Origin of the sequence: Marinobacter pelagius, assembly GCF_003315345.1 — a bacterium.
Classification (GTDB): domain Bacteria; phylum Pseudomonadota; class Gammaproteobacteria; order Pseudomonadales; family Oleiphilaceae; genus Marinobacter; species Marinobacter pelagius_A.
In genome coordinates this window covers 1-17,000 of sequence record NZ_QNRO01000029.1, presented here as the reverse complement: position 1 = coordinate 17,000, position 17,000 = coordinate 1, and the positions used below count along the sequence as shown (strand labels likewise).

Sequence of the window (17,000 nt, the reverse complement as noted above, 5' to 3'; positions counted from 1 at the left end):
GTTGGTGAAGAGAGAATACCATTCCCGTGCGGTTTTTCCGGAGTTAAAACGAATAGAAGTTCCCTGGTCTCCCGTCTGGCTCATTAGATCAGCGATTTAACCAGACGGGACATTAGCCAGAGGACGATTGAATGGCATGGCTTATTACCAAGTATGCGATTACTGCTGCATTGGTGGTGCTGGTATCTGAAATCGCGAAACGCAGCGACAAACTGGGCGCGCTGATTGCTGCCTTACCCATGGTGACAGTGCTGGCCATGATCTGGCTTTACGCTGAGCAGCAGCCCGCAGAGAAAATCAGCAATCATGCCTGGTATACGTTCTGGTACGTGCTGCCGACCCTGCCAATGTTTCTGGCTTTCCCGTTCCTTCTGCCGAGGTTTGGCTTCTGGGTTTCCCTCGTGATCAGTGCTGTCATCACCATCGCCTGCTTTGCGGCACTGGCGGCCGTGGTAAAGCGGTTTGGTATCTTTCTTCTGTAATTCCGCGTGTTTTAGCCAAGGCTGCCCAACACTGGAAAGGTCGATAGCATCCACGATGCAAACCGTGTCATTTGCCCGGTGATCACCATTACGCCCATGATCACCAGCACCAGACCTGCCACTGCCCTCAGTGGTCTGCTCCAGCGACTGAACCCTCGCATCCGCTCGCGAAAGTGCTCGATGAACAGCGCGGTTCCAAGGAATGGCAGCGCCAGTCCCAGCGAATACACTGCAAGGTACAGCATGCCCGTTTCCGCGTTGGCATGGGTTGAGCTAAGGGCCAGTATGGCGCCGAGTATGGGGCCGATGCAGGGCGTCCAGCCGATGGCGAACGCCACGCCCAGCACGAATGCTGCCGTGGGCCGCCCGCCTTCCAGCGTATGCCCCAGGCGCCAGTCCCGTTGCAGGGCCGGCATGCTCCACCAACCCAGCATGAACAGGCCCATGAGCACAATCAGCAACCCGGCCACCAGATTGGCTTCCTGCCGGTAGGCCATCAGCCACTGCCCCAGAAGACTGGCGCTGGCGCCCAGGGCAACAAACACCAGGCTGAAGCCGAGCACAAAGCAGACACTCAGCCACAAGGCTTTCAGCCGATTCGACGCCTCGGTTACTGCGCCGCCGGTAACGACAGACAGGTAGCCCGGGACCAGTGGCAGAGTGCAGGGTGAGAAGAAAGACACCAGGCCGCCAAGGAAGGCGGCGAGGATGCCCCAGGTTGCAAGATCTGGCATTCAGGAACTCCCGAATCAGTGGTATTCCCGGCCGGCAGCCGGGAACGGCCTCAGTAATCTTTGTGCTCGCTGAACACGCTCTGCTGCCCGTTGGCTCGGAAGGCAATCACCTGGTAGTCGTCCTTCCGGCCGGTTTCCATGCCGGGGCTGCCCTGGACCATGCCCGGCACTGAAAGCCCGAGGGTATTGAACTGGGGGTTTTCCAGGTAAGCGAGGATATCGCCAGCCGGCACATGACCCTCGATTACCACATCATCAATCAACGCGGTGTGGCAGGAAGCCAGCTCTCCCGGTACGCCATGGGTCTGCTTGATAGCACCGACGTTGTCGGTATCGATAACGCGGGTCTCAAAGCCGTTGGTCTCAAGGTGCTCAACCCAGCCCTGACAGCAGCCGCAGCTTGGGCTCTTATAGATGGTGATCGCGGGGCCAGTTTCGCCAGCAGAGGCCAGAGGGGTTGATGGTTCGGAGGATTCGTTGGCCTGGATTGCCAGCGTGGTGGCGCCGGCGGCAAGAACAATGGCAGCGACGCCAGTATAAAGGGCAAGTTTTTGGGTCTTCATGGTGATCTCCTGACAGGCATGCCCATTTATGACGGCTTTGCCTGTTAACAATGTGATTCGGGTTTCCCGGGCGATATCGCCCGACAATGAAGCTGCGTCAGGATCAGGAGAAGGCTTCAGGAGGGGGGGTCAGGACGTCGGAAACGGGGCCGTGGTACACCGCTCGGACCGCTGTGGCATTAACGCGGGCGGCGGATTGAACAGGGGGCACGGATGTTCCGGTGGCCATGCCGTAAACAGACGCGGAGGCGCAATGAGGGGTCGCCAGGTGACAATTCTGTTGCTCGGGGGTATCGCACTGTACCGACACTCCGGACGGATTCATGCTCGAGGAATGGTTCATGCCGGCGTTGCCAACCTTGGCCATTCCGTTGCAGCCGGTAGCGTTGAGGCTCGTGTTCGTCGCGTTGGCATTGGCTACCGAGGCAAGCCCCTGGGTCGGGCCGCCGATCAACAGCAAAACGCTTAACAATGCTGCGAGGAGTTGGCGAGACGGCATGTTGGTTTCCGTGTGTCGAACGGTTATCGCCGCCCTGACCTATACTCTGGTTCAGATGCTTTTTGAACGCGGGGAGAGCGGCAAGCAGAGCAGCAACTTTGATCGTTGAGGTGATTATAAAACCTTTGATCAGGTCATACGTCAAGCGACGGCACTGTTATTTTTTGTTGGGTGATTACGGGTTTGATTGAGATCAACGTGCGGTCTGATTCGCTCAAATAATTCAGCTTGAATTCAGGTGGCTGTGCTTTGCTTTGCTGGCGTGTTCCTACGCTATCCGGGTGCGGTCCTGATCTGAAGCACAAGTAGGCTGGATTTTTGTGGAGGATCTGATCTTGAAAAAGTCGGTGCAAGCGGAAAAAAGCAATGCCGAACCTGGCCCGTTGACGCCGGATGAACTCCACAGAATGGACGCCTACTGGCGGGCCGCCAACTACCTCTCGGTGGGGCAGATCTACCTGCGCGACAATCCGTTACTCACCGAGCCACTGACTCTGGAGCACGTCAAGGCGCGACTGCTGGGACACTGGGGAACCACCCCGGGGCTTAACTTCATCTACGTACACCTGAACCGGATCATCCGAGCGCAGGATCTGAATATCATATACATCACTGGCCCCGGACATGGAGGGCCGGGCCTGGTTGCCAATACCTGGCTGGAAGGCAGCTACAGCGAGCTTTATCCGAACATTCCGCAGAACGCAGCGGGCATGCAGCGTTTGTTCAGGCAGTTCTCGTTTCCCGGTGGCATACCAAGCCACGTGGCGCCGGAAACTCCGGGCTCCATCCACGAAGGGGGCGAGCTCGGTTACTCCCTGTCCCATGCCTTCGGCGCGGTATTCGACAATCCGGAGCTCATTGCGGCGTGTGTGGTCGGTGACGGCGAAGCCGAAACGGGCCCACTCGCTACCGCCTGGCACTCCAACAAGTTTCTCAATCCTGCCCAGGACGGCGCGGTACTGCCGATACTGCACCTGAACGGCTACAAGATCGCCAACCCCACCGTGCTGGCGCGCATTCCCCGTGATGAGCTGGAGAGCCTGTTCATCGGCTACGGCTACCGGCCCTATTTCGTTGAAGGCGATGAGCCCGCGCGGGTGCACCAGCGTATGGCGGCGACCCTGGATACGGTCATGGCCGAGATCAGGGAAATCCAGCACGAAGCCCGCACCAGGGGCGCCGCCGGGCGCCCGCGATGGCCAATGATTGTCCTCCGAACCCCAAAGGGCTGGACCGGCCCGAAAGAAGTGGATGGCCTGAAGAGTGAAGGTACCTGGCGCTCGCACCAGGTACCTTTCTCAGCGATGGCGAGCAAGCCTGAGCACCTGAAGCTGCTTGAAGACTGGATGAAAAGTTACCGTCCTGAAGAACTGTTCGAGCCGAACGGGGCCCTGAAACCGGAGCTGGCAGCTCTGGCACCGAAAGGTGAACGGCGCATGGGCGCCAACCCGCACGCCAACGGCGGGCTGCTGCTCAGGGATCTGCAACTGCCCGACTTTCGCGAATTTGCTGTTGCAGTCACCAGCCCCGGCGCGGAGCAGGCGGAATCGACCCGGGTTATGGGTACCTACCTGCGCGACGTGATGCAACTGAATAACGAGACGCGCAGCTTCCGTGTGATGGGTCCGGATGAGACCAACTCCAACCGCCTTGGCGCCCTGTTCGAGGTGACCAACCGCGCCTGGATGGCCGAAACCCTCCCGGGAGACGATCACCTGGCGCCGGACGGCCGGGTCATGGAGATCCTCTCCGAACACACCTGCCAAGGCTGGCTGGAGGGGTATCTGCTGACCGGCAGGCACGGGCTATTTTCTTGCTATGAGGCTTTTATTCACATCATCGACTCCATGTTCAACCAGCATGCCAAGTGGCTTAAGGTTGCTGGTAAAGAGGTCCCCTGGCGTCGCCCCATTGCCTCACTCAATTATCTGCTGACTTCCCACGTCTGGCGCCAGGACCACAACGGTTTTTCGCACCAGGACCCCGGTTTTATAGACCATGTGGTGAACAAGAAAGCCGACGTTATTCGCGTCTACCTGCCGCCTGATGCCAACACGCTGCTGTGCGTAACCGACAACTGCCTGCGCTCGCGCAACTTCGTGAATGTCATCGTGGCCGGCAAGCAGCCCGAGCCACAGTGGCTCGGCATGGACGCGGCCATCAAGCACTGTACCGCGGGTATCGGCATCTGGGGGTGGGCCAGCAACGATGAGGGCAGCGAGCCGGATGTGGTCATGGCGTGTGCCGGCGACGTGCCGACACTGGAGATCCTGGCGGCGGTGGATATCCTGCGCCATCACCTGCCCAGGCTCAGGGTGCGAGTGATCAATGTAGTGGATCTCATGACCCTGCAGGATCAGGCGGAACACCCGCATGGTCTGTCTCACAAAGACTTCGATACCCTGTTCACCACCGACAAACCGATTATCTTTGCCTACCACGGGTATCCCTGGCTGATCCATCGCCTGACCTACCGGCGCACCAACCATAAGAATCTCCATGTGCGTGGCTATAAGGAGGAAGGCACCACCACCACGCCCTTCGACATGGTGGTGCGCAACGACATGGACCGTTTCCATCTGGCGGCAGACGTTATCGACCGGGTTCCGCAATTGGGGGCTCGGGCAGCCTATCTCAAACAGTGGCTGCGGGACCGGCTTATTGAGCACCAGCATTACATCACCGAGCACGGTGTTGATATGCCGGAAGTAACACAATGGCAATGGGGAACGCCGGCCGGCTGAGGAAGTCTTTTTGCACGAGGGCATGACTGCGATGAGCGTTAGCCCTTTTATCGTCAACCAGGTGTAAGAGGTAACCGGTAATGGATATCAGAACGTTTCGGGAGCTGATTGAGTGGACACGGGATCTGCATGCCAACCTGGCACGTTGCATGTCCCATTGCGCGACAAAGAATGAAGAGGAACGGGCAAAGGCGCTGTTGGACTACCTGGCAACCCATGAGTCCGAAATGGAACGCATTGTGACTGAGTTTGAACAGCAGGGAGACCTTAAGGCCCTGGAAACCCGGGTTTACGATTATCTGTCCCATAACCCGATCAAAACCCACCGAACCTGCGACGAGCCATACGCGAAGCTTGATTTTGCGGGCATCTGCCGCGAGGTCTTCGATTTCCATGACCAGATTATTGATCTCTATAAAACCATGGTCGGAAAAGCCGAGATTCCTGAAGCGCGGGAACTGCTCGAGTCGCTCCTGACTATGGAAGAAAATGAATCCATGCGCCTGGCCCGCCAGATTGGCCGCATGGACGATCTCTGAGAGTTGTTGATCTGGCAAACCGTCGTCCGTTTTGCGCAGCGAGGGATTATGGGTTCAGCCAACCAACTAAAGGCCTTTCTGATCGGCATTGATACGCATCAGGAGCCCGTCATCTTCATGCGGGATGATTGTGAGGTGTGCCGATCAGAGGGACTGGCCGCACGCACCAGGGTGGGCGTTACGGCAAAGAACAAATCTATTATCGCGACGCTCAATGTGGTCTACGGCGGGGCGGTTCCGGAGGGCCATGCAGGGCTTTCCAACATTGCCATGGAGCGGTTGGGCGTATCGCCTGGGGAGCCGGTATCAGTCCACCACGCGCCGGTTACTGAATCATTGAGTCTGATGCGAAAGAAAGTGTTCGGCCACGCACTGAGCCAGGATGAGTTAACCAGAATCGTCGCCGACATTTCCGAGTATAGATACAGTGATCTTGAAATTGCCTGCTTTTTAAGCGTTTGCGCCGGTGGCCGGCTGGCTTTGAATGAAATTGCCGGGCTGACCCAGGCCATGGTCGACTGCGGAGAACACCTGACGTGGGAGGGCACCACCCGGGTGTTCGATAAGCACTGTGTGGGTGGTCTCCCCGGCAACAGGACCACACCGCTTGTGGTGTCCATCGTCAGTGCGGCAGGGCTGGTCATGCCCAAGACGTCTTCCCGGGCCATTACCTCGTCTGCCGGCACGGCGGATACGATGGAAGCTCTGACAACCGTCAATCTGGCGCTGGCAGACATTCAGCGTGTCGTCAGGAACACCGGTGCTTGCCTGGCTTGGGGAGGGGCCATCAATCTCAGCCCGGCGGATGACCTGCTGATCCGAATTGAGCGGGCACTGGATCTGGACGGTGAAGGGCAGCTCGTGGCCTCGGTTCTATCGAAGAAGATTGCTGCCGGCTCAACCCATGTGGTGATAGATATTCCGGTGGGTGCGACCGCAAAAGTCCGAAGCCGTGAGGAGGCTGACCGACTGTCCTTTCTGTTTTCTGAAGTGGGCGCTGCCTGCGGGTTGGTCGTCCGCTGTGTTCTGACGGATGGCAGCCGCCCGGTCGGCTCGGGCATAGGGCCGGTGGAGGAGGCTCGGGATGTGATGGCGGTGCTTCAGGGAAGGCAGGAAGCTCCGGATGACCTTAAAGAGCGAGCGTTGCTGCTGGCGGCTCATGTGTTCGACATGGCGGATAACGGCGGACTGGAGGCCAGCCAGCAGAAGGCCCGGCACATTCTTGAAAGTGGCCGGGCCTGGGAACAGTTCCGGCGCATTACTCAAGAGCAGGGCGGGCTGAAACAATTGGGGAATGCCAGGTTCCGGCACCGGGTATTAGCCACCGAACCGGGGACCATTCTGTCTGTTGATAATCGCCGGCTGGCTCGCCTGGCCAAGCTCGCCGGTGCACCGGCGAGCCCTGCGGCCGGGTTGCGGTTATTTGCCCACGTGGGCGATACCGTAGCAGTTGGGGATCCACTCTACGAGTTGCTGAGTGAAAGCACCGGCGAACGGGATTATGCCCTGGCCTATATAGCGGGTGAGGCCCCAATTTTTTCCCTTCAGACGGAGAGGTGATTGTGGGCAAGAGTAGCGAGCGAGTGGTTCTGTTTTGCCTGGAAAACCATCCCTTACGGGAAAAGCTGTGTGATCAGCTTGGCTTGGAGCAGGGGCGTCTGGAATTTCGCAGGTTCCCCGATGGTGAGTCCTACCTGCGTATCGATACTCCGGTCAGTGGCGCGCGATGTATTGTGTTGGCTGACTTGTCCTATCCGGACACCAGGTACCTTGCCCATCTGTTCCTTTTCGAGACCCTTCGGGAGCTCGGTGCACGCTCGGTGGGGCTGGTCGCACCCTATCTGTGCTATATGCGTCAGGACCGTCGTTTCCGGGCCGGGGAGGCGGTCACCTCCGGTGTGTTTGCACAATCTTTGTCGCGCCATATCGACTGGTTGATAACGGTTGACCCGCATTTGCATCGATATCACTCCCTCGGTGAAATTTATAGCGTACCTACCCAGGTTGTTCAGGGGGCACCTGCACTGGCGAGCTGGCTCAGGGGGCAGAACGATCTACTGCTGGTGGGCCCGGATGCCGAGAGTGAGCAATGGGTTGCCAGTATTGCAGAGGCCAGCAGTCACCCTTATGTCATCGGTGCCAAGCAGCGCCTGGGTGACCGGCGTGTCGAAGTCGCACTGCCGGATTTATCCCGGTACCGGGGCCGCACCGCCATCATCATAGATGACGTCATCTCCAGTGGCCGCACGGTTGGTGAATGTGTCAAAGCGCTAAGGTTGCAGGGCATGGAGGCTATTCTCTGTGCTGCGGTGCACGGCATCTTTGCCGAGGCTTCGGATCAGTATCTTTTGGCTGCGGGCTTACAGTCTCTGGTGACCACCAACACCATTCCACACAGTACCAACGGGATTGATATCAGTGAGTTGCTGGCGCCACCGATCAGGCATTTTCTCAATCAAGACGGGAGTAAGAGCCGATGAATATTACGTTCCTGGGTGGCGCCGAGACGGTTACCGGATCCAAGTTCCTGGTTGAAGCGGGTGAGACGCGGGTTTTGGTTGATTGTGGCCTGTTCCAGGGTTACAAGTGGCTGAGAAAGCGCAACCGGCAGCCATTGCCGCTGGATATAGAATCACTGGACGCAGTGCTTCTGACCCACGCCCACCTGGATCACTCGGGCTATATACCCGTGTTGTACAAGCAGGGGTTTCGCGGGGCGGTTTATACCCATCATGCAACCCGTGATTTGAGTGAAATACTGCTGGCCGATAGCGGCCATCTCCAGGAAGAGGAGGCGCATTACCTCGGCCGCCATGGACTGAGTAAACATGAGGTTCCGGCGCCACTGTATGATCAGAATGATGCCGAAGCCTGTATGGAGCTGTTTGAGCCGGTAGGCTTTTATGAGGAGGTCTTGCTCGGTGATATACGCTTCCACCTGCATCCGGTAGGGCATATCCTCGGGGCCGCCTGCATCATTATTGAGGCGGAAGGAAAATGCATCGGGTTTTCCGGTGATGTCGGGCGGCTCAATGATATTTTCATGAGGGCGCCGGCTCCTCTGCCAGCTCTGGACATGCTGATGCTGGAGTCAACGTATGGCAATCGTCGGCATGACAACGCGGACCCGTTTTCGCAGTTGGCAGATATCGTCAATGAAACCGTCGACAAAGGGGGCAATATATTGATTCCGGCCTTTGCCGTGGGCAGGGCGCAGGTGTTGCAGCACATGTTAACTGCCCTGATGCGGTCGGGGAGAATTCCGAAGTTGCCAGTATATCTGGATAGTCCCATGGCAATTGATGTTTCCGAAATCTACTGCCGCTATGAGGATCAGCACCGGTTGAGCCGTTCAGAGTGCCATGAAATGTGTGGCACCGTTCAATACAGTCGCAGTGTTCAGGACTCCAAGGCGCTGGCTGACCAGGCATACCCCCACGTAATCATTGCCGGCAGTGGCATGGCAACAGGCGGACGCATACTTCATCACTTCAAGCGTCTCCTGGGCCAGCACCGCACAACCGTTATCTTCGCCGGCTATCAGGCCGGGGGAACACGAGGGGCCAAGATGGTTAGTGGAGCGGAAAGGGTGAAGATCCACGGTGACTGGTTTCCCGTCAAGGCCCGGGTAGAGGTGTTGAGCGGGCTTTCCGGACACGGGGATTTCACAGAGATTGAACAATGGCTTGCCCAGAGTGCTTTGGCCCCCGAAACGCCGATTAACCTGATTCATGGGGATCCGGAGGCGCTGGAAGCCATGCGGGATCATCTACGCATGAATAGCCGATATTCGGTAGAGGTGGCCGGTTATCACTCCATTGTGCGGATCTGAGCTGTGCCGGGAAGCCGGCGCCAGCGCCCGGAAATTGACTCGCGTCAAATAGATGCATCTTCAGGAAGGGTTTTCAGTTCTAGTTCAGTTTGGCGTGTTCAACTGGGATTGAAGCATTTCTTTTTCGCAAGCGTGCAACGGCCGCTTTTCTGCCGAAAAAGAATCATTCTGCCGTTCTGTTCCGAAGGTGACCTTATGAAATACCCGTCGCGAAAATCGTGGTTTTGGAGCCTCGTCGCCATGTTCTCGATGAGTCTGTCAACGGCGGTGTCTGCGGACGGTGGTCGCGCCTTCATTCCCATGGGGACGGCGGATTCTGTGGGGGTCATGAACCTGGAAACCCACCGATTAACATCGACGATCTCCGGTACGGTCAATACCCATGGATCAGCGCTGACTCCGGATGGCCGCTACCTCGTTGTGGGAAGCCTGACTGCCCATGACAATCAGGAACCTCCCATGCGACCGGAGGGTGTCACGGAAGATGATCACGCCGCCCATCACGGTGGCGGCGGCGCCGCAGCTCCGGAATTATCCGGTACTGGTCGGGTTTATGTCGTGGACACCAGCACGAACGCCATGGAATGGGTATATGAGGTACCGGGGCCAGTGCATCATGTTCTGGTCACACCGGATGGTCGCTATGCCGTTTCCACACATCCGATGGGTGGGGGTATCAGCGTTGTTGATTTGGATTCCGGAAAAGTCGTTGACGTTATCGCGACTGGCCCGTCTCCCAACTATATAGCGACGACGGGCGACGGCCAGACGTTATTCGTCAGCAATACCGGTAACGGCACGATCAGTGAAGTGGATACCGGGAACTGGTTCGTCAAGCGCAATGTGCTCGTAGGTGGAGGCCCGGAGCACATGGCTCTCGCCCCGGACGGTGATCATCTGTACATCAATGATGCCGCCTCCGGTGAAGCCCTTAAGCTGCGGCTTTCTGACGGTGTCGTGACGGCTCGCTACCAAATTGGCGAAGCGCCTCATGGTCTGGGCCTGAGCGCCGATGGAAAGACGCTTTTTGCCACCAGTCAGGGTGATGAAAGGCTTGTTCGCATAGACCTCACTCCCGGCATCCGAAAAAGTATCCCGCTCGCCCCGGCTCCCTACCACCTGGCGGTTTCCCCTGTCGATGGCCGCATTTTGGTCACCAGCCGAGGCGAGGCAAAACTCTGGATTCTTGATCCAGTGTCTCTCGCCATTCTTGATGAGGTCTCGCTGGATGGGATAGGTCATCAGATCTCGATTTATAAGCCGTGACGATTGCAGAGTTGGATTGCTCACAAAAGGAACTGTCATGGACCGTCGTTATAAAATCACATTGGCAATATTCGCTGTTATTGCGCTGCTTGTGCTTTGGGGCGAGCACAAGGGTCACTTTCTCGGCGCCTTGCCTTGGCTGATACTTCTTGCATGTCCGTTAATGCACATATTTATGCATGGCGGACATGGTAGTCACGGACAGCATGGACCGCACCATGGCAAGACTGGAGATGAGCGAGATGAACAGTGAGGCACCGAATATAAGCTATTGAGGATTTGGCTCATGGCACCCTGGATAATAGTTCTTCTTTGGGTCTGGATATCGGATCCGGTTTTTGCGGGCACTCCCTCCGCCGATTCATTAATAGAAGCCATGGAGCATACCCTTTGGTCAGACAGTAACCACGGCCGGTACGTCATGCGTATCGAAAGTGAATACTGGACCCGGGAGCTGCAGCTGGAAGCCTGGATGGACCGGCCCGATCACACGTTAATCCGCATTCACTCGCCGAAAAAGGAGGCGGGCGTAGGCTCGCTGAGAATCGGTGATGCTATGTGGAATTACCTGCCAAAGGTCGACCGAACCATCAAGATCCCGCCGTCGATGATGCTGCAGCCCTGGATGGGGTCCAACTTCAGCAACGACGATCTGGTCAAGGAAAGTTCGTTTGTCGACGACTACACCCATGAGGTTGCCGGGGTAGATGCTTCTGGCGAGGTACCTGTGTATCGGATTGTTTCAACGCCAAGGCCCGACGCGCCGGTGGTCTGGAGCCGGCTTGAATTTGAGGTTCGCGCGGACGCTATCCCCGTGTCGGTGGCCTACTTCGGGGAGCGGGATCAGCTCGTCAAACGGTTGACCTATGAACAGGTCAAGACCATGGACGGGCGCCGGATACCAACGCTGTGGACCATGGTTGATGCGGACAACCCCGAATCCCGCACCGTCATCAGAATTGAAACCATCGAATTCGATCTTCCTTTGGACGAGTCCCTTTTTTCACTGCGCCGTCTGCGCAACCCGGAATGAGTCCCCGCTATGAGCATCGTCAATGTGCAGAATGTCTCGCGGATCTACCGGCAGGACTCCATTGCCGTCAAAGCCCTGAATGACGTATCGGTGGCCATTGAGCCCGGTGAGTTCACCACACTGGTGGGACCTTCGGGGTCGGGCAAGACCACCCTGCTGAACCAGATCGGCGCCCTGGACGAGCCGGATAGCGGGCATATTCAGGTGGCGGGCGAGGAAATTACCGGGCTCAGCCGCAAGAAGCGCACCATTCTGCGGTTGTGGAAGATTGGCTTTGTATTCCAGGAGTACAACCTCATCGGCGTGCTGTCGGCCCAGGAGAATGTGGAGTATGTGCTCATGCTTCGCGGTGTTCCGTTTCGCGAACGACGAGCCGAGGCACAGCGCATTCTCGCGGAGGTTGGGCTGCGGGGAATGGAGCAACGTCTGCCCCACGAACTCTCTGGCGGCCAGCAGCAACGTGTGGCGGTGGCCAGGGCCATCGTCAGCAAACCCGCCATTGTCCTGGCCGATGAGCCCACCGCCAATCTCGACTCCACGACCGGTGCAGCCCTGTTGGACCTGATGCGGGGGCTGAACGCCGAGCACGGGATTACGTTTGTGTTCTCCACCCATGATCCAATGGTGATGGAGCGGGCGCGCCGGGTGATCCATCTCCGGGATGGCGTCATTGAGCGCGAGGAGCGCCGGCCGTGATCGCCTGGCTGCGATTGGCGTTTGGCAATCTCCGGGTCAATCGTCGGCGTACCGGGATCACCCTGTTGTCGGTGGCGGTCGGTGTCGGTGGGCTGGTGTTTCTCTGGGCCTTCATCGATGGCATCAATGCCCAGATGATCAACAACATGACCGGCTATGTGACCGGCGACCTGAAAGTGCATCAGCGCGGGTTTCACGACGACCGGGAAATGAACATTGCCTTGGCCGAGCGCTGGAACCTTGCCCAGGAGGTGTCCGCCGTAACCGGTGTCGCGGCGACCACGGCCAGGGTGACAGGCAACGCGCTGGCCAGCCATGGCAACCAGTCCAGGGCCTTGCAGGTAATGGGGGTCGACAGTGCAATCGAGCCAACGGTCACCCGGCTGGATCGGTCGATTGTTATGGGCCGCTATCTGGAGGGGGGCAATGAGATCATTATGGGCGTGGATGCCGCCGATGCCCTGGAGGTGTCCCCGGGCGAAGAGCTGGTGCTGGTGGTCCAGGCGGCGGACGGCTCCATTGGTGCGGACCGATTCGAGGTGGTGGGTGTTTTTGAAACCGGCATCAAGCGAATTGATGGCTTCGTGGCCCAGATGCCCCTGGCGTCTGCCCAGGCACTCTATGCCTTCCAGGGACGGTTTACCGAGATAGCGGCCCGCGTAGAAGATTCCGACCGGCTCGAAGCGGTGGTTGCAGGCCTGCGGAATCAGATGCAGGCCCGGAACGTAGAGGTCCTGGGGTGGCCAGCGCTGATGCCATCGCTGGTACAAATGGTCGCCTTTCATGATGCTGTCGCCTACATCGTGATCTTCGTGGTGTTTGTGGTGGTGGCGGCCGGTATCGTTAACACCATTCTGATGTCGGTGCTGGAACGTGGCCGGGAATTCGGTGTGATGATGGCGCTGGGGACCCCCAGCAGCCGTATTGTCTGGCTGGTGCTTCTGGAAACAGCGATTCTGGCTGGTCTGGGCTACCTGTTGGGGCTGGCGTTGGGTCTGTCACTGACGGGCTATTTCGGTACCCATGGGCTGGACTTCAGTGCCTATATCAAGGCCATGGATACCATGCCGGGGCTGAGCGGTATCGTCTATCCCACCATCGAGCTCCAGCGCCTGGTGGTCATTGGCGTTGTGGTGGTGTCTGTCGCTCTGCTGGCAGCGGCCATCCCGGCCTGGAAAGCCAGCCGAAACAGCCCGCTGGAGGCGATGGGCGCACGGCGAACTATGATCAACCGTATCCGCCGTATCCATTGGCAGGTGACGTCTGATCATCGGCTGCTGATTTTTGCGCAAATGGCACTGCGTTCGGTTTTCAGAAATCCACGACGGTCTGTAATCACCGCCTCGGCGACTGCGTTCGGGCTGGCTGCCTATCTGTTCCTGTATGCCTTTGCCGATGGTTTCTTCGAGCAGATGATTCACAACTCGACACAGCAGCTTAGTGGGCATGTGCAGGTGCTGGAAGGGGGGCACGACGTCGATCTGTCGCCGGCTTTACGCATTGCCGACAGTCAGGCACTGCAGCGGCAGTTGCAGGCGCGGCCCGAGGTTGAGGCGGCCGCACCCCGGGTAGTGCTGCGTGCCATGGTGGCCAACCCCGGGAAAAGTCTGCCGGTGGAACTGGTGGGTATTGCTCCGGAGCAGGAGAGATCGGTTACCGAGCTTTCCGGATACATGGAGCAGGGCACTTACGTTCAATCCGCAGAGACGGGCATTGTCATTGGCCAGAAACTGGCCGAGGAGCTGAATGCCCGGCTGGGAGACAAGCTGGTTATTACGGTTCAGCAGGCTGGCGGAGATCTTGCCTCCAGTGCCCAGGCCATCCGCGGTATCTACCGCACTGGCAGTGACCTGTTCGACACCGAGTACGTCTTCACCGATATCAACGCCGCCCGCCGCCTGGGTGGCCTGCTGGAAGATGAAGTCTCGCGGATCGTACTCAGGCTGTCAGACCGGGCGGAGAGTGCGCCCCTGGCGCGAACCCTGAATCAGTCGCCGCTTCTGACCAACGACGGACTGGTGGCCCAGGACTGGGAGACCCTGCTCCCGGTGGTGGTGCAGATGGTGGAAATGAGCCAGGTGGATTTCTATCTCATCCTGTCGGTGGTCTTTGTGGTGGTCGCCATTGGCGTCATGAACACCATGGTGATGTCGGTGATGGAACGTACCCCGGAACTGGGCGTCATGCTGGCGCTGGGCACCAGAGGGTCGCAGCTGCAACTGACTATTCTGTTTGAGGCGTTCTTCCTGGCAATACTGGGAATGCTGGCAGGAACGGTGGTTGGCGGACTGCTTGTTGTCTGGCTTGGCACTACCGGCATTGATCTGTCCTCGATCAGCGGCGCTCTGGAAGCCATCCCCGGTATCACTGACCGTATCTATCCGGTGCTGATTTTCGATCATGTCTGGCTTCCCAGCCTGCTGTTGTTCCTGTGCTCGGTGCTGGTGGCTCTGTATCCGGCCTGGCGGGCCTCGCGACTGGATCCGGTGGAGGCCATCCGCCATGGCTAGGCGATCTCCACTGATGCTGGTCGCGATGGCCTGGCTGGTGCTGGCTTCAGGCGCTGAGGCGGAGTACAGCTATTCGGGATCGCTCAAGAACCTGAGCGTTGGCTCGCGCTCGTTGATTGACGACAATCCCTACTTCTCGAACCTGACCCGCCTGCGTATTGAGCCCCGTTACCGATATGAGGACTGGGTTGTGGATGCGGCCTACGATCTGGAACTGGTGGCTGGCAGTTTCCTGGACAGCCCGGAGTTTGCCCTGCTCAGGGATGCGCCTGATCCGCGCTACTGGGATCTTCAGGGGGACGTGCACGAATCGGGGGATGTGTTGGCGCGCCATCAACTTTACCGTGGCACGATCCAGTGGCGCTCGCCGGTCGGTGACTTCCGGTTTGGCCGCCAGCAAGTGAACTGGTCCACCGCACTGATCTGGAACCCCATGGATATTCTCAATCCTGTCAGCCCACTGCAATTGGAGCCTGATGAACGCATTGGCGTGGACGCGCTGTTATGGGACAGAGCCTGGGGGGCAACGGGCCGGATCAGCGCCGTGCATGCGCCGCAACACAGGGACCAGATTGCCAGCACGGCGGCACGGGCCAAGCGCTTCGTTGCCGGGGTCGATGCCGGCGTGATGATGGGCGAGTTCTCCAACGTCACCAAAGCGGGTGTCAGCGGCAGTGGCTCCGTGGCTGGCACCGGTTGGCGCACCGAGCTCGTCTGGAGCAAGCCGGATGCGGGTGGTAGTTACTGGCAGGGAGTAGCGGATCTGAACTGGGCGTTTCGCACCGGGCTCAATCTGGCCGTTGAATATTTCTATAACGGTCAGCCGGTATCGCCGGGAACGACAGGCCTGGCCAATCTTGTGTCCGCACGGCCCCTGTATGCCGGGCGTCATTATGCCGGACTACTGGTTTGGCAGGATATCAACCCGTTCTGGCAATACCGGGTGGCGGCCATCCGTAATGCTGATGATGCCAGTTGGGTACTTTACCCGAGATCCACGTGGATACTGCCGCTGAGCCAGGAGATCTATTTCACTGCCGGAGCCCAATGGTTCGGAGGTGATCAGGACAGCGAGTACGGGAGACTGGAGCCGCTTGGGCTGATGGAGATTCAATGGTTTTTCTGAAGGTCAGATACCGGCGTCGGGCCGCCGTTGCGCTTGCCCTGATGATCTGGGGTGTCAGCTTTTTTCTGCACTTTTTTTGGGAAATGGTGCAGGTTCCGTTCTTTACCGATATGACTGAGGCCCGTCATTGGGATGTGGTGTGGTTGTGTACCCGTGCCACTATCGGAGATGCCAATATAGCCATCGGCGCATATGCAGTTGCGGCATGGATATCAAGGGACTGGTTTTGGGCAGTGGGCGGCTGGAGACGAACCAGCCTGTCCGTTTATCTTGCTGTCGGACTGATTGTAACGATCCTTTTTGAGTACTGGGCAACAGGGGAGGGTGACCGGTGGAATTATAGCGAGTTGATGCCGATTCTCTCATGGACCGGCACCGGAGTGCTTCCTCTCGCCCAGTGGGCTTTATTACCACTGGTCACGATATTGATTGTCAAATGGATGTTTGTTGGATGGTCAATGTTGAGAACCAAGTGAAAGAGAGATGGTGGAAGTTGAGAGGCGGCAATTGCTATATGTTTGACGTGTAATAAATAGTCGAGAACCTTCAATAACAGGCGGTCGACTATTTGCTTGGACTGTTAATCCTGAATTTGTCTCAGTAATTCAGTCCGGTTTCAGGTTGGTGTGATTTACTTGTTCGCGATCAGGGCACCGATTGTTATCACTTGTTACAGCCTGTGCCCATGTCTCCGCGAGTTAACTTCGCCGCAGGGCTTACCCTGCGGTATTTTTTTGTCCTTCCTTAGTGAATTATATTGAAATGGCAACTGTTGAATAAAATACAAATAACCTTTTCATCATTTCATCTCCTATTGGTTGGTTAGTTTATTAAAGTACCAGTTTATGATTTATCCTGAAATTTAAAATAATAAGAGTTAAGGAGGCTCTGAATAAGTCTCCAAAATCAGCGATAATACGGCCATCGTCAATCGCATAGGATCGTTGCCAGCATGGATCAGATCACCTTCTCCGAA

16 protein-coding genes are annotated in these 17,000 nt (G+C 57.7%); 14 read left to right on the top strand and 2 right to left on the bottom strand.

The genetic code is table 11. From position 1 onward, the window contains the following. Nucleotides 1–131: 131 nt before the first annotated feature. Nucleotides 132–482, top strand: a complete 351-nt coding sequence (locus tag DET50_RS17810; protein ID WP_099613910.1) for a DUF3147 family protein — start codon at nucleotides 132–134, stop codon at nucleotides 480–482. 11 nt (nucleotides 483–493) lie between these two features. On the opposite strand, the gene DET50_RS17805 is transcribed toward DET50_RS17810, so the two are convergent. Then, nucleotides 494–1,216: a cytochrome c biogenesis CcdA family protein gene (locus DET50_RS17805; protein WP_099613911.1), complete on the bottom strand. Its 723-nt coding sequence runs from the start codon at nucleotides 1,214–1,216 to the stop codon at nucleotides 494–496. Nucleotides 1,217–1,266: 50 nt separating this feature from the next. Beyond that, a complete protein-coding gene (locus DET50_RS17800) occupies nucleotides 1,267–1,779 on the bottom strand; it encodes a DUF411 domain-containing protein (RefSeq protein WP_099613912.1) in 513 nt (170 codons plus the stop codon). Between the two features lie 323 nt (nucleotides 1,780–2,102). Here DET50_RS17800 and DET50_RS17795 point away from each other — a divergent pair, with 323 nt between their 5' ends. The 13 genes from DET50_RS17795 (at nucleotide 2,103) to DET50_RS17735 (ending at nucleotide 16,500) form a co-directional block, all read left to right on the top strand. Next, nucleotides 2,103–2,387, top strand: coding sequence for a hypothetical protein (locus DET50_RS17795; protein ID WP_113864083.1), 285 nt, complete (start codon nucleotides 2,103–2,105; stop codon nucleotides 2,385–2,387). 238 nt (nucleotides 2,388–2,625) lie between these two features. Then, on the top strand, nucleotides 2,626–5,022 hold the full coding sequence (locus DET50_RS17790) for a phosphoketolase family protein (RefSeq protein ID WP_220150169.1): 2,397 nt from the start codon (nucleotides 2,626–2,628) through the stop codon (nucleotides 5,020–5,022). A gap of 80 nt (nucleotides 5,023–5,102) precedes the next feature. After that, entirely contained in the window at nucleotides 5,103–5,561 is a 459-nt protein-coding gene (locus tag DET50_RS17785; RefSeq protein ID WP_099613914.1) for an ATPase, read from the top strand. Between the two features lie 48 nt (nucleotides 5,562–5,609). After that, on the top strand, nucleotides 5,610–7,121 hold the full coding sequence (locus DET50_RS17780; RefSeq protein ID WP_113864082.1) for a thymidine phosphorylase family protein: 1,512 nt from the start codon (nucleotides 5,610–5,612) through the stop codon (nucleotides 7,119–7,121). 2 nt (nucleotides 7,122–7,123) lie between these two features. Next, a complete protein-coding gene (locus tag DET50_RS17775) occupies nucleotides 7,124–8,041 on the top strand; it encodes a ribose-phosphate diphosphokinase (RefSeq protein ID WP_228152556.1) in 918 nt (305 codons plus the stop codon). After that, entirely contained in the window at nucleotides 8,038–9,393 is a 1,356-nt protein-coding gene (locus DET50_RS17770) for an MBL fold metallo-hydrolase RNA specificity domain-containing protein (protein WP_099613916.1), read from the top strand. The genes DET50_RS17775 and DET50_RS17770 overlap by 4 nt, the downstream gene beginning before the upstream one ends. A 195-nt stretch (nucleotides 9,394–9,588) precedes the next feature. Further along, complete coding sequence (locus DET50_RS17765) at nucleotides 9,589–10,659, top strand: YncE family protein (RefSeq protein WP_113864081.1); 1,071 nt, start codon at nucleotides 9,589–9,591, stop codon at nucleotides 10,657–10,659. A 37-nt stretch (nucleotides 10,660–10,696) separates the two neighbouring features. Then, entirely contained in the window at nucleotides 10,697–10,912 is a 216-nt protein-coding gene (locus DET50_RS17760) for a DUF2933 domain-containing protein (protein WP_113864080.1), read from the top strand. 168 nt (nucleotides 10,913–11,080) lie between these two features. Then, complete coding sequence (locus DET50_RS17755; RefSeq protein ID WP_258546167.1) at nucleotides 11,081–11,692, top strand: outer membrane lipoprotein-sorting protein; 612 nt, start codon at nucleotides 11,081–11,083, stop codon at nucleotides 11,690–11,692. A gap of 9 nt (nucleotides 11,693–11,701) precedes the next feature. Further along, nucleotides 11,702–12,388 (top strand): ABC transporter ATP-binding protein, encoded by a 687-nt coding sequence (locus tag DET50_RS17750; protein WP_099613921.1) that lies wholly within the window; start codon nucleotides 11,702–11,704, stop codon nucleotides 12,386–12,388. Continuing rightward, nucleotides 12,385–14,898: an ABC transporter permease gene (locus DET50_RS17745; protein ID WP_113864078.1), complete on the top strand. Its 2,514-nt coding sequence runs from the start codon at nucleotides 12,385–12,387 to the stop codon at nucleotides 14,896–14,898. The genes DET50_RS17750 and DET50_RS17745 overlap by 4 nt, the downstream gene beginning before the upstream one ends. After that, nucleotides 14,891–16,024, top strand: coding sequence for a hypothetical protein (locus DET50_RS17740; protein ID WP_147252230.1), 1,134 nt, complete (start codon nucleotides 14,891–14,893; stop codon nucleotides 16,022–16,024). Before DET50_RS17745 ends, DET50_RS17740 begins: the two co-directional genes overlap by 8 nt. After that, the gene (locus tag DET50_RS17735) at nucleotides 16,012–16,500 is read left to right on the top strand and encodes a hypothetical protein (protein WP_113864076.1); all 489 of its coding nucleotides are present in this window, start codon (nucleotides 16,012–16,014) and stop codon (nucleotides 16,498–16,500) included. Before DET50_RS17740 ends, DET50_RS17735 begins: the two co-directional genes overlap by 13 nt. Nucleotides 16,501–17,000 lie beyond the last annotated feature (500 nt).

Coding starts and splice junctions, on each gene's coding strand:
- DET50_RS17810 (WP_099613910.1), top strand. CDS start 132: ATGGCATGGCTTATTACCAAGTATGCGATTACTGCTGCATTGGTGGTG.
- DET50_RS17805 (WP_099613911.1), bottom strand. CDS start 1,216: ATGCCAGATCTTGCAACCTGGGGCATCCTCGCCGCCTTCCTTGGCGGC.
- DET50_RS17800 (WP_099613912.1), bottom strand. CDS start 1,779: ATGAAGACCCAAAAACTTGCCCTTTATACTGGCGTCGCTGCCATTGTT.
- DET50_RS17795 (WP_113864083.1), top strand. CDS start 2,103: ATGCTCGAGGAATGGTTCATGCCGGCGTTGCCAACCTTGGCCATTCCG.
- DET50_RS17785 (WP_099613914.1), top strand. CDS start 5,103: ATGGATATCAGAACGTTTCGGGAGCTGATTGAGTGGACACGGGATCTG.
- DET50_RS17780 (WP_113864082.1), top strand. CDS start 5,610: ATGGGTTCAGCCAACCAACTAAAGGCCTTTCTGATCGGCATTGATACG.
- DET50_RS17770 (WP_099613916.1), top strand. CDS start 8,038: ATGAATATTACGTTCCTGGGTGGCGCCGAGACGGTTACCGGATCCAAG.
- DET50_RS17765 (WP_113864081.1), top strand. CDS start 9,589: ATGAAATACCCGTCGCGAAAATCGTGGTTTTGGAGCCTCGTCGCCATG.
- DET50_RS17760 (WP_113864080.1), top strand. CDS start 10,697: ATGGACCGTCGTTATAAAATCACATTGGCAATATTCGCTGTTATTGCG.
- DET50_RS17755 (WP_258546167.1), top strand. CDS start 11,081: ATGCGTATCGAAAGTGAATACTGGACCCGGGAGCTGCAGCTGGAAGCC.
- DET50_RS17750 (WP_099613921.1), top strand. CDS start 11,702: ATGAGCATCGTCAATGTGCAGAATGTCTCGCGGATCTACCGGCAGGAC.
- DET50_RS17740 (WP_147252230.1), top strand. CDS start 14,891: ATGGCTAGGCGATCTCCACTGATGCTGGTCGCGATGGCCTGGCTGGTG.
- DET50_RS17735 (WP_113864076.1), top strand. CDS start 16,012: ATGGTTTTTCTGAAGGTCAGATACCGGCGTCGGGCCGCCGTTGCGCTT.